General features: G+C 61.3%; 11 protein-coding genes and 1 riboswitch. Of the genes, 9 read left to right on the forward strand and 2 right to left on the reverse strand.

What is annotated here, in order from left to right; all coding sequences use genetic code 11:
- Positions 1 to 75 precede the first annotated feature (75 nt).
- Entirely contained in the window at positions 76 to 708 is a 633-nt protein-coding gene (locus tag GR197_RS06525; protein ID WP_164007745.1) for a YkoF family thiamine/hydroxymethylpyrimidine-binding protein, read from the reverse strand.
- A riboswitch (TPP riboswitch) is annotated at positions 699 to 813 on the reverse strand. Its footprint overlaps the gene before it by 10 nt.
- Before the next feature lie 269 nt (positions 814 to 1,082).
- On the opposite strand from GR197_RS06525, the gene soxR reads away from it, so the two are divergent.
- The 9 genes from soxR to GR197_RS06570 all read left to right on the forward strand — a co-directional run bounded on the left by soxR (position 1,083) and on the right by GR197_RS06570 (position 10,367).
- Positions 1,083 to 1,547, forward strand: coding sequence for a redox-sensitive transcriptional activator SoxR (soxR, locus tag GR197_RS06530; protein ID WP_164007747.1), 465 nt, complete (start codon positions 1,083 to 1,085; stop codon positions 1,545 to 1,547).
- 120 nt (positions 1,548 to 1,667) lie between these two features.
- Positions 1,668 to 2,438, forward strand: coding sequence for an SDR family oxidoreductase (locus GR197_RS06535; RefSeq protein ID WP_164007749.1), 771 nt, complete (start codon positions 1,668 to 1,670; stop codon positions 2,436 to 2,438).
- Positions 2,439 to 2,540: 102 nt separating this feature from the next.
- Complete coding sequence (locus tag GR197_RS06540; protein WP_164007751.1) at positions 2,541 to 2,882, forward strand: ArsR/SmtB family transcription factor; 342 nt, start codon at positions 2,541 to 2,543, stop codon at positions 2,880 to 2,882.
- A gap of 167 nt (positions 2,883 to 3,049) precedes the next feature.
- Entirely contained in the window at positions 3,050 to 3,943 is an 894-nt protein-coding gene (locus GR197_RS06545) for a LysR family transcriptional regulator (protein ID WP_164007753.1), read from the forward strand.
- A 345-nt stretch (positions 3,944 to 4,288) separates the two neighbouring features.
- A complete protein-coding gene (locus GR197_RS06550) occupies positions 4,289 to 4,768 on the forward strand; it encodes a formate dehydrogenase subunit gamma (protein ID WP_164007754.1) in 480 nt (159 codons plus the stop codon).
- Positions 4,765 to 6,321 (forward strand): formate dehydrogenase beta subunit, encoded by a 1,557-nt coding sequence (locus GR197_RS06555; protein WP_164007756.1) that lies wholly within the window; start codon positions 4,765 to 4,767, stop codon positions 6,319 to 6,321. The genes GR197_RS06550 and GR197_RS06555 overlap by 4 nt, the downstream gene beginning before the upstream one ends.
- Positions 6,322 to 6,390: 69 nt before the next feature.
- Entirely contained in the window at positions 6,391 to 9,270 is a 2,880-nt protein-coding gene (gene fdhF, locus GR197_RS06560) for a formate dehydrogenase subunit alpha (RefSeq protein WP_164007758.1), read from the forward strand.
- A gap of 37 nt (positions 9,271 to 9,307) precedes the next feature.
- Complete coding sequence (fdhD, locus tag GR197_RS06565) at positions 9,308 to 10,132, forward strand: formate dehydrogenase accessory sulfurtransferase FdhD (RefSeq protein WP_164007760.1); 825 nt, start codon at positions 9,308 to 9,310, stop codon at positions 10,130 to 10,132.
- Positions 10,122 to 10,367 (forward strand): formate dehydrogenase subunit delta, encoded by a 246-nt coding sequence (locus GR197_RS06570; RefSeq protein WP_164007762.1) that lies wholly within the window; start codon positions 10,122 to 10,124, stop codon positions 10,365 to 10,367. Before fdhD ends, GR197_RS06570 begins: the two co-directional genes overlap by 11 nt.
- A 148-nt stretch (positions 10,368 to 10,515) precedes the next feature.
- On the opposite strand, the gene GR197_RS06575 is transcribed toward GR197_RS06570, so the two are convergent.
- On the reverse strand, positions 10,516 to 12,285 hold the full coding sequence (locus tag GR197_RS06575; protein ID WP_164007764.1) for a methyl-accepting chemotaxis protein: 1,770 nt from the start codon (positions 12,283 to 12,285) through the stop codon (positions 10,516 to 10,518).
- Positions 12,286 to 12,511: the final 226 nt, after the last annotated feature.

Raw genomic sequence — 12,511 nt, forward strand, 5'->3', positions numbered from 1 at the left:
AGGCTTTCGTCGGGCACTGCATCATTCCTTAAATCGGAATCGATTTAGGGGTCGATCATGCAGCAATTTGAAGTGTTACAGCGTCCCTTGCGCGTCTGCCAAGACGCGCGGCACTGTATTGGCGGAGACGGTGATGTCGAGCGTCACGTGTCCCTCCGGGTTGCCGAAGCGATAGAAGGTCTCATGAATGGTCGCAAAGACAGCGCCCGCATCGCCCCGCAGCCGGGTGCAGAAATTCTTGGCGCGGTCGAAGGTGCCGGAGCGCTTCAAGAAATCGATGCAGCCATAGATCTCGTCCATATGGCTGCCGGTTCCCATGACGTAGAGCGAGAATTGCGCGGCTGCCGGCTGTCCGGTCTTCGTGGTGGTTTCAACGGCGGCAAGCGCTGCTGCAATCCGGTCGGCAAGCGGCTCCGCCCGGCCGGCGGAAGGGTTGACGCCGCAGATGGCATCGTCGGGCTCGCCCGGGCAGCCACGTGAGACCGCGGCGGACAGCACGCAGTGCTCGCCGGTATTGGCGGCGGCGACGAAAAGATCGCGCATAGCGGCGAAAAGGATATCAGGCGGGCCGACCAGCAGGGTGGAGATGTCGTCGGTCTCGATGCGCAGCCTATCGCGATAGGGATCGAGCGCCTTGATGGCATCGAGGATGATTCCGACGAAATTGCCGGACATCGGATAGAGTGACACTTGTGCGCCTGAGAACATCTGAACCTCGCTCCGCTGGCATTACCCAGATCAGCTTTGAAGGGTCCAGAGGCTTGGCGCCTCACATCTCAGCCCCGGCGATACGGAGCTCCCCTGTTATTTCGGCTGAAACTATCATCGGGTTTTTCTTCCCGCAACCGCAAAATTGCAAACCCGTCCACCCGGTCGGAAGGCACCTTGAGGGGAACACCCGAGGGACTTCCGTTCGGGTGTTCCCCTGGTGGGCCCGTACCTGCCGGGAACGGACCGCAGCTCTCTGCCTCAGGCAGCGATATCGGCATAGAGGCCCCGATCGGTGGCGAGCCACCGATCGGGCTTTACGGCTGCCGGAGCAAACGGTATAAAACCTCAACCAATATTGAGGTCAAGAGACGATGGGTACGATTCCTGCAACGCCGCTCGGCAGGCTCCTGACGGTCGGTGAAGTGGCGGAGCGCAGCGGCCTTGCCGTCTCGGCGCTGCATTTTTACGAGACCAAAGGACTGATCTCGAGCATCCGCTCCCGCGGCAACCAGCGGCGTTATGGGCGCGATGTGCTTCGCCGTCTCGGCATCATCAAGGTGGCGCAGCGTGTCGGCATTCCACTTGCGGAAATCCAGGCAGCGTTCAGGTCCCTGCCGCAGGGACGCACGCCGACGGTCGCCGACTGGCAGACGCTGTCAGCGCGCTGGAAGGATGATCTCGATGTGCGAATCAGCCGGCTCAGCCTGTTGCGAGACCGATTGACCGGCTGCATCGGCTGCGGTTGCCTGTCGATCGAAAGCTGTCCGTTGCGCAATCCCTGCGACCGGCTCGGCCAGGAAGGGCCGGGTGCGCGGCTTCTGGAGGCCGAAAGCTAACTCCTGGGGAGGCTGGGTCCTCCCGGAAAGATCGATGCCTGCCTTTCTTTCGATTGCCGCGCTCATATGTTAAGGGCGAGTGACGCAACCGGCGGCACTGTCCGCGAGGAGGACGGCTTCGTGTTTCATCCCAGACTGTTCGAAAATCGCAATGTCGTCGTCACCGGCGCCGGCCGCGGCATTGGCCTCGAAGTCGCTCGGCAGTTTCTGGACTGCGGCGCGAAGGTGATCGTCCATACCGGGCGCAAGCCGGGACGGGATCTGCCGGATTTCCTGCTGACGGCTGAATCAGAAAGACGGGCGCTGCTGTTGCATGCCGATTTCTCCGCCGCCGGCGGGGCGGCGCAATTTGCCGAACAGGTTCTGGCTTTCTTCGACAGGGTGCATGTGCTCGTCAACAATGCCGGCACCATGCTTGGCCGGTTTCCCGCTGACACGCTGACCGACGCAGAATATGAGGCGGTCATACGTCTCAACCAGACATCGGTGGTGATGCTGACGCGGGCTTTGCTGCCGGCATTGAAGGCGGCCGACGGCGCTGCCATCGTCAACACCGTGTCGATTTCGGCGCTGACCGGCGGCAGTCCCGGCTCCTCGATCTATTCGGCCTCGAAAGCCTTTGTTGCGACCTATTCCAAAGCGCTTGCCCGCGAGCTTGCCCCGGATGGCATCCGCGTCAACTGCGTCTCGCCGGGAACGATCGAGACGGATTTCCACGAGCGCTATTCCTCCAGAGAAAAGCTGGAGCAGACGAGGAAATCCATCCCCCTGCAGCGGCTCGGCACGGCGGAGGATTGCGCTCCCGCCTACCTGTTCCTGGCGGCTCCCTCGCTCTCCGGATACATCACCGGCCAGGTGATCGAGATCAATGGCGGACAGCTTATCTGCTGATTTACTTGGATCTTTTTTGGCATTTCATCACTATTGACCAATTCGCTTTTGCGAATATGCTATTGTGCTGATCTACCTCACCGCCTCCTTCCGAGATATCGAATGCCGTTGCCTAAACCGGAGCCGGGTATGACCGGCGAGGAGTTGCATAAACTCGCTGGAAAAGCCCATGAAGCGAGCGATCTGCTGAAAGCTTTGGCGCATCACACCCGACTTCTGATCCTCTGCATACTGGCGAAAGAGGAGCGGACGGTCGGTGAAATCGAAAATATTCTCGGTATTCAGCAGGCGATGGTCTCGCAGCAGCTTGCGCGTTTGAGGCTCGAAGGCCTAGTCAATACACGCCGTCAGGGCAGGCTGGTTTATTACAGCATCGGCAATGTCAGCGTGCTTGGCTTCCTCGAATCGCTCTTCGATCTATTTCCGGCTGCAGAAAACTGCTAAAGCGCGTCGCATAGAACTTGCTTCATGCGACGGGCTTTTTTTTGTTTTATGCATGTCGTGCCAAAGCCGCTGCCCGGTTTTGGGCGACATGCATCAGCACCCACCCTTGCGGAGTGTGCCTGCTATGTCGAAGATGAGGCCGGACGCGAAATGTCGCGGGAGACCGGATGATCGACAAGCTGGAATTCTTCATCGCCCTTGCCAATGAAAAGCACTTCGGCCGCGCCGCCGAGGAATGCGGGATCTCGCAGCCGACGCTATCTGCGGCTATCCGGCAGCTCGAGGATCAATTGGGTGTCATGCTGGTGCAGCGCGGCTCGCGATTCCAGGGGCTGACGCCGGAAGGGCAGCGCGTGTTGGAATGGGCCCGTCGCATCGTCGGCGATGCCCGCACCATGCGCGAGGAGATGCGCGCCGCGCGCCGCGGCCTTTCCGGCCATATTCGCCTTGCCGCCATTCCGACCGCGCTCGCCATGCTGTCGCGTATCACCACGCCTTTTCAAGAACGGCACCCCGGCGTGACCTTCTCGATCGTCTCGCGCAATTCGCTGCAGGTGCTGAGCATGCTCGAGAATCTCGAAATCGATGCCGGCATCACCTATCTCGAAAACGAGCCGCTCGGCCGAGTCACCACCGTTCCGCTTTATGCCGAGCGCTATAATCTGATCACGGCTGCAGGCAGCCCCTTGTCTGATCGCGACAACGTGACCTGGCGCGAGGTTGGCGATCTTCGGCTTTGTCTATTGACGGCCGACATGCAGAACCGCCGCATTATCAACCGGCACCTGACGGAAGCCGGCGCCACGGTGCATCCGACGCTCGAATCCAACTCGATGATCGTGCTGTTCTCGCATGTCCGGACCGGGCGCTGGGCGAGCATCATGCCGCGCAACGTCGCGAAATCCTTTGGATTTCCAGTGGAAATCCGGATGATTCCGATTATCGAGCCGGAGGCGCATCATCTGGTCGGGCTTGTCGCGCCTTATCGCGAGCCGTTTACGCCGCTCGTATCGGCCTTGCTGCACGAAGCGCGGGTGCTCGTACAGGATGAGGAACTCTGATAGAAAAAACCTATCGATCCACGAGATAGCTTTATTGATTGCCGGCGGCTTCCCTGAGATGTTGCTTGCGGAATAGCGTTGGGGGAGCGCGCCCATTCCGCAACGCGCTAGAACAGGATGATTTTAGGCCGGATCGGCCTAAAATCTGAATCCTCTTCTAAATTAAAGGGTTAGAGCATGATGTCGTCCGAAAACCGCTCACACTTTTCGGCGTCATGCTCTAGAGCAATTCCAGCAAAAGTGTGAAGCGGTTTTGCGTTTGGAATTGCATAAAAACAAAGAGATAGAGCATTTTCGTGACTCGAAGAAAAACGGAAATGCTCTAGCCGCTGGGAGAGCTGCCTTATGACCATTCATATCGCCGAGGGCGATATCACAACGCGCACCCGTTCCATCATAGCCGATCTGCGCTTTCTCGAAGGGCCGCTGCTTCCCATTCTGCACCAGGTTCAGGAAGAATTCGGCTATGTGCCGTCGGAAGCCCTGCCTGTGATTGCGGAGGAATTGAACCTCTCCCGCGCCGAGGTGCATGGCGTGATGACTTTTTACCACGATTATCGCGATCATCCCACCGGCCGGCATGTGCTGAAGCTCTGTCGTGCCGAAGCCTGTCAGTCGATGGGTGGCGATGCGCTGGCCGAACGCCTCAAGACGCTGCTCGGCATCGATTTCCATCAGACAACGCTTGATGGCGCCGTGACGCTGGAGCCGGTCTACTGTCTCGGGCTCTGCGCCTGCGCGCCGGCGGCGATGCTCGATGGCGAAGTCTATGGCCGGATCGACGATCAGATGGCTGCGGAACTTGTCGCGGAGGCACGCCGATGACAGTCAGGATTTATGTTCCGCGCGATGCCGCAGCGCTGGCGCTCGGGGCCGAAAAGGTGGCAAAGGCGATTGCCCAGGAGATCGCCGCCCGCGGCTTCGATGCAGAGATCGTGCGCAACGGCTCGCGCGGAATGTTCTGGCTGGAGCCGCTGGTCGAGATCGAGGTCGCCGGCAAGCGGATCGGCTACGGGCCGGTGAAGGCGAGGGATGTGCCTGGCCTGTTCGATGCCGGGATGGCTGATGGTGGCGATCACCCGCTCTGTCTCGGGGAGGTTGAAGACCTCCCGTTCCTCAAAGGACAGACCCGCCTGACCTTTGCCCGCTGCGGCGTGACCGATCCGCTGTCGCTCGCCGATTACGAGGCGCATGGCGGTCTTGCCGGTCTTCGCCGCGCCGTTTCGATGTCACCCGCCGAGGTCGTCAAGGAAGTCACCGATTCCGGCCTGCGCGGACGCGGCGGCGCAGGCTTTCCCACAGGCATCAAGTGGAAGACCGTTCTCGACGCCGCCGGCGAACGCAAATATATCGTCTGCAATGCCGATGAGGGCGACAGCGGCACGTTTGCCGACCGGATGATCATGGAGGGTGATCCCTTCGTGCTGATCGAGGGTATGGCGATCGCAGGCCTCGCCACGGGAGCGACGAAAGGCTACGTCTACACGCGGTCGGAATATCCGCATGCGATCGCGGTGATGAGCGAGGCTGTCGGCATTGCGCGCCAGGCCGGTATTCTCGGCCTGTCGGTGCTCGGCTCCGGTCGTGCCTTCGATATCGAGGTGCGCACCGGCGCCGGCGCCTATGTCTGCGGCGAGGAGACGGCGCTGCTGAACAGTCTCGAAGGCAAGCGCGGCGTTGTGCGCGCCAAGCCGCCGCTGCCGGCGCATCAGGGGCTGTTTAACTGTCCGACCGTCATCAACAACGTGATCTCGCTCGCGTCCGTGCCGGTGATCATGGAAAAGGGTGCCGCATTCTATCGCGATTTCGGCATGGGCCGCTCGCGTGGCACCATTCCGCTGCAGATCGCCGGCAATGTCAGATATGGCGGGCTTTATGAAACGGCCTTCGGCCTTTCGCTCGGAGATATCGTCGACGCGATCGGCGGCGGCACGGCGACAGGGCGACCGGTCAAGGCCGTGCAGGTCGGCGGGCCGCTTGGCGCCTATTTCCCGCGGGCGCTGTTCGACACGCCGTTCGATTATGAATCCTTCGCCGCCAAGGACGGGCTGATCGGCCATGCCGGTATCGTCGTCTTCGACGACAGCGCCGATATGCTGAAGCAGGCGCGTTTCGCCATGGAATTCTGCGCCGTCGAAAGCTGCGGCAAGTGCACGCCCTGCCGCATCGGCTCGACACGCGGCGTCGAGACGGCCGACAAGATCGCCCAAGGTATCGAGCCGGAGAAGAACAGGGCGCTGCTTGCCGACCTCTGCAACACGATGAAGTTCGGTTCGCTCTGTGCGCTCGGCGGTTTCACGCCTTATCCCGTCGTGAGTGCGATGACGCATTTCCCCGAGGATTTTTCGCCGGCGCCGATGGTGGAGGCGGCTGAGTGATGACATCAGACGTCGCACCTACACTCTTTCCTGCATCGCGCATTTCCACTTCCGTACAGGGGGCCGACCATGTCGCTCATCCATGAAATCGACTACGGCACTCCGGCTTCGAAGTCCGAGGCGATGGTGACGCTCACTATCGACGGGCAGCAGATCAATGTGCCGGAAGGTACCTCCATCATGCGGGCCTCGATGGAGGCCGGCATCAAGGTGCCGAAGCTCTGTGCCACCGATATGGTCGACGCTTTCGGTTCCTGCCGGCTCTGCCTCGTCGAGATCGAGGGACGCAACGGCACACCTGCCTCCTGCACGACGCCGGTGGCGGCAAACATGGTGGTGCATACGCAGACAGGTCGGCTGAAGGATATCCGCCGCGGCGTGATGGAACTCTATATTTCCGACCATCCGCTCGACTGTCTGACCTGTGCTGCCAACGGCGATTGCGAATTGCAGGACATGGCGGGTGCCGTCGGCCTGCGCGATGTGCGCTACGGCTACGAGGGCGACAACCACGTCAAGGCGCGCAGCAATGGCGACATCAATCTGAAATGGATGCCGAAGGACGAGTCCAACCCCTATTTCACCTATGATCCCTCCAAGTGCATCGTCTGTTCGCGCTGCGTGCGCGCCTGCGAGGAAGTGCAGGGCACCTTCGCGCTGACGATCGAGGGGCGCGGTTTCGGTTCGCGCGTGTCCCCCGGCATGCACGAGAATTTCATCGAATCCGAATGCGTCTCCTGCGGCGCCTGCGTCCAGGCCTGCCCGACGGCGACGCTGACGGAAAAGTCGGTGATAGAGATCGGCCAGCCGGAACATTCGGCCGTCACCACCTGCGCCTATTGCGGCGTCGGCTGCTCCTTCAAGGCGGAAATGCGCGGCGAGGAACTGGTGCGCATGGTGCCGTGGAAGGACGGCCAGGCCAATCGCGGCCATTCCTGCGTCAAGGGCCGCTTCGCTTACGGCTATTCCACCCATAAGGACCGGATCCTCAACCCGATGATCCGCGAAAAGGTCAGCGATCCCTGGCGGGAGGTCAGCTGGGACGAAGCCTTCGCGCATGTGGCGTCGGAGTTCCGCCGCATCCAGTATCAATACGGCCGCGAGGCGATCGGCGGTATCACCTCTTCACGCTGCACCAATGAAGAGACCTATCTGGTGCAGAAGCTGATCCGCGCCGGCTTCGGCAACAATAATGTCGATACCTGCGCCCGTGTCTGCCATTCGCCGACCGGTTACGGTCTCGGTCAGACATTCGGCACGTCGGCCGGCACGCAGAATTTCGACAGTGTCGAGCAATCTGATGTCGTCGTCATCATCGGTGCCAATCCGACCGACGGCCATCCGGTGTTCGGCTCGCGGCTGAAGAAGCGGTTGCGCCAGGGCGCCAAGCTGATTGTCATCGATCCGCGCCGCACCGATATCGTCCGGTCGCCGCATATCGAAGCCTCCTACCACCTGCCGCTGAAGCCTGGCACCAATGTCGCTGTCATGACGGCGCTGGCGCATGTGATCGTCACCGAAGGGCTCTTCGACGAGACGTTCATCCGTGAGCGCTGCGACTGGTCGGAGTTCGAGGACTGGGCCGGTTTCGTCGCCGAACCGCAGTACAGCCCCGAACAGACCGAGATCTTCACCGGCGTGCCGGCGGCGGATCTGCGTGGCGCGGCAAGGCTCTTTGCCAAGGGCGGCAATGGCGCGATCTATTACGGTCTCGGCGTCACCGAACACAGCCAGGGCTCGACCACGGTTATCGCCATCGCCAATCTGGCGATGGCGACCGGCAATATCGGCCGTCCCGGTGTCGGCGTGAACCCGCTGCGCGGCCAGAACAACGTGCAGGGCTCCTGCGATATGGGCTCGTTCCCGCACGAACTGCCGGGCTACCGGCATATTTCCGACGATGCGACGCGTGATATCTTCGAAAAGCTCTGGGGCGTGAAGCTCAACGACGAGCCGGGCCTGCGCATTCCGAACATGCTGGATGCGGCGGTCGACGGCTCCTTCAAGGGCCTCTACGTTCAGGGCGAGGACATTCTCCAGTCCGATCCGGATACCAAACATGTCGCAGCCGGGCTTGCGGCGATGGAATGCGTCGTCGTGCAGGACCTGTTCCTCAACGAGACTGCCAATTACGCCCATGTCTTCCTGCCGGGCTCGACCTTCCTCGAGAAAGACGGCACCTTCACCAATGCTGAGCGCCGCATCAACCGCGTGCGCAAGGTGATGTCGCCGCGCAACGGCTATGGCGACTGGGAGGTGACGCAAAAGCTTGCCCAGGCGATGGGGCTCAACTGGAATTACACCCATCCGTCGGAGATCATGGACGAGATCGCCGTGACGACGCCAAGCTTTGCGATGGTCTCCTACGACTATCTCGACAAGATCGGCTCGGTGCAGTGGCCCTGCAACGAGAAGAACCCGCTCGGCTCGCCGATCATGCATGTCGACGGCTTCGTGCGCGGCAAGGGCAAATTCATCCGCACCGAATATGTCGCGACCGACGAGCGCACCGGCCCGCGCTTCCCGCTGCTGCTCACCACCGGCCGCACTCTCAGCCAGTACAATGTCGGGGCGCAGACGCGGCGCACCGAAAATGTCGTCTGGCACGCCGAAGACCGGCTGGAGATCCATCCGCACGATGCCGAGCAGCGCGGCATTCGCGACGGCGACTGGGTAAAGCTCGGCAGCCGCTCCGGCGACACCACGCTGAGATCCCTGATTACCGATCGTGTTGCGCCGGGTGTGGTCTATACGACCTTCCATCATCCCAATACGCAGGCGAACGTCATCACCACCGATTTCTCCGACTGGGCGACGAACTGCCCTGAGTACAAGGTGACGGCGGTGCAGGTCTCGCCTTCCAACGGGCCGAGCGAATGGCAGCGCGAATATGACGAGCAGGCGCGGCAATCGCGCCGCATCGCCAGCAAGCTCGAGGCGGCCGAGTGACGATGCGGGGGTGGTTTGGCAAGGAGGGATTTGCATCATGACCTTCCAAACCACCGCCCGTGCTCCCGAAACCGCCCGCCGCAACGGCCTCATGCACTCCGGCTCTCGCATCGTGCCGGAAGAAGTGCCGATTGCCTTTTCCTATGGCGGCAGCTCGCATGCGGTGATGATGGCGACGCCCGATGATCTCGAGGATTTCGCCGTCGGTTTCAGTCTGACCGAAGGGATTATCACCGAACGCGCCGAGATAGCGGCCATCGAGATCGTCGAAGGCGAGCAGGGGATCGATGTGCAGGTGAGCCTTGTCGACGACGTCGCGGATCGCCTGCGAGCACGACGCCGCAGCATGGCCGGCCCGGTCGGCTGCGGGCTCTGCGGCATCGAATCGATCGAGCAGGCGGTGCGGCCGGTGCCGGATGTCTCGGCATCGCCGCTGACGCTGTCGCATGCCGATATCGTACGCGCCGTTTCGCTGCTGAACGAGGCACAGCCGCTGCATCGGGAGACCCGGGCGGTACACGGCGCCGGCTTCTATCTCCCGGCCAAGGGATTGGTTGCTGTGCGGGAAGATGTCGGCCGGCACAATGCGCTCGACAAGCTCTGCGGCGCCGTCATCGACGCCGGCGAAAACGGCCGGAACGGCGCCGTCGCCGTAACCAGCCGGCTCTCGGTCGAGATGGTGCAGAAGGCGGCGATCCTTGGTTCTCCCGTGCTCATCGCCATATCCGCACCGACGGCGCTTGCCATCCGCACGGCCGAAGAGGCCGGCATGACGCTCGTCGCTCTGGTGCGCGGCGAGGATTTCGAGATTTTCACCCACCCGCACCGCATCTCGCCCGGAAGCATTGCCGATGTCGCATGATACCAAGACCAAGCTGGTTTACATGGCAAACCAGATCGCCACCTTTTTCAAGAGCCAGCCGGCAAGCGAAGCCGTCGAGGGCGTCGCCACCCATATCAACAAATTCTGGGAGCCGCGCATGCGGCGGCAATTGTTCGAAATCCTGGAGAACCCTGAGAACGGCCTGGATGCACTGGTGCTGCAGGCCGCTCCCTTGATCCGAAAGCCCGCGCCGGAAGCAAACCAGGCCCGGTAGTGTTGATCGGCTCATGCAGGACGGGGGCAGGGGCACCTGCCTGCGCATCGGCCTCCTGCGGCGTTCTTTACCGCGTATGCCGTGCCGTATGATCAAAGTGCCGCCGTGTGGCGGCACCGTATAATGGCGATGTGCCGGAAGACTGACATCAAAACTCTTCCCAGCTCTGTGCGGCAGTACCGCCATGTGCTTTTGCAACACGCGAAACCAGATGCAGCGCCGGCGAGCTTGGCTGTCTCGCGTCTAACCTGCCGGCAGTCTGCTGGGCCTGTATCCGGGTCTGACCGGGCAGCCGGAACCTGGCCAGCAGGAGCCGCAGCATTTCGGCTTCGTTTGCCAGGTTATGGCTGGCGGCGGTGCTTTCCTCGACCATGGCGGCATTCTGCTGGGTTGCCTGGTCCAGCGTATTGACCGCCTGGTTGATTTCCTTGAGGCCGGTTGCCTGTTCCTTTGAGGCTTCGACGATGGCGACGACGTTGCCGTTGATATCGCCGACCTGTGTGACGATCTCCTCGAGCGCCTTGCCGGTCTGGCCGACGAGGCCGACGCCGTTCTTGACGAGGTCGCTCGACGTATTGATCAGCGCCTTGATCTCCTTGGCGGCTTTGGCAGAGCGCTGGGCGAGTTCGCGGACCTCCTGTGCCACCACGGCGAAGCCCTTGCCGGCCTCGCCGGCACGGGCTGCCTCGACGCCGGCATTCAGCGCCAGAAGGTTGGTCTGAAAGGCGATATCGTCGATAACGCCGATGATGTTGGTGATTTCGCGCGAGGATTGCTCGATCTGGCCCATGGCGGCAACGGCGTTGCGGACCACAACGCCCGACTGCTCGGCACCCTGCTTGGTCACGGCGACGAGGCGGCCTGCCTCATCGGCGCGGCGGCTGGAATCGTTGACGGTGGTGGTGATCTCCTCCAGCGCGGCTGCGGTCTCCTCGATCGATGCGGCCTGCTGTTCCGTCCGCTTGGAAAAGGAGTCGGCCGATCCGCCGATCTCGTTCGAGCCGGCGGCGATCGCAGTGGCATTCGCGCCGATCGTTTTCATCGTCTCGGCAAGGCCGGTGACGGCGGTGTTGAAATCCTGGCGCAATTGCTCCATCGAGGGGACAAAGGGCGTATCCACCGTCCTCGTCAGATCGCCTTCGGAAAGCTGACGCAGCGCGCCGCCGAGCAGGGATATCGCGCTCATCCGCTGGGTGACGTCGGTTGCGAACTTCACCACCTTGTAGATCTTGCCGTCGGCATCGACGATCGGGTTATAAGCTGCCTGAATCCAGATTTCGCGGCCGCCCTTGCCGAAGCGGACGAACTCGTTGGCGATGAATTCGCCGTCGGCGAGACGTCGCCAGAAGCTGCTGTAATCCTCGGTGCGGGTATATGCCGGGTCGCAGAAGATGCTGTGATGTTTGCCGATGATTTCGGCCAGGGAATATCCCATGGCCTGACAGAAATTCTCATTGGCGGTCAGGATCTCGCCCTTCGGGGTGAATTCGATCACCGCCTGCGAGCGCGAGATCGCTTCAAGCTTGCCGGAATCCTCGACCGCCTGCTTCTTCGCGGCGGTGATATCGGCGGCAAACTTCACCACCTTGTATGGCTTTCCGCCCCTGGAAACAGGGTTATAGGAAGCCTGGATCCATATCTCCCTGTTGCCCTTGGCAAGGCGCTTATAAGCGCCGGCATCATATTCGCCGCGTCCAAGCCGCGCCCAGAAAGCGCGATATTCGGGCGTCGCTGTATAGGCCGGCTCGCAAAACATGCTGTGATGTTTGCCGACGATCTCGTTCAGGCGGTAACCAAGCGCGTTGCAGAAATTCTCATTCGCCGTGAGAATATTTCCCTTGAGATCGAATTCGATGATCGCCTGCGATTTGGAGATGGCGTCAAGAATGTATTTCGAATCGGAGGTTAGACCAAACATTCCTGTCCCTTTGAGATGCACAGCTTTTGCTGTTTCGGCCGGAGAAGCGAGGGGGCGGACGAGGTATGCGGGGCCGGGAAGAACCGGTAGCCGGTACCACTCCCTCTGCGCCGGAGACTTCATCCGTATGCATCACCATGCTGAGGGAGTGTGGTTAAAATTGCGTATAAAAGATATTGCTTATATTGCTTAAAGTTGAAAGAAGTGACATTCGACTGAAGTCCAA

The sequence above is a fragment of the Rhizobium phaseoli genome, from assembly GCF_010668805.1.
Classification (GTDB): Bacteria; Pseudomonadota; Alphaproteobacteria; order Rhizobiales; family Rhizobiaceae; genus Rhizobium; species Rhizobium phaseoli_A.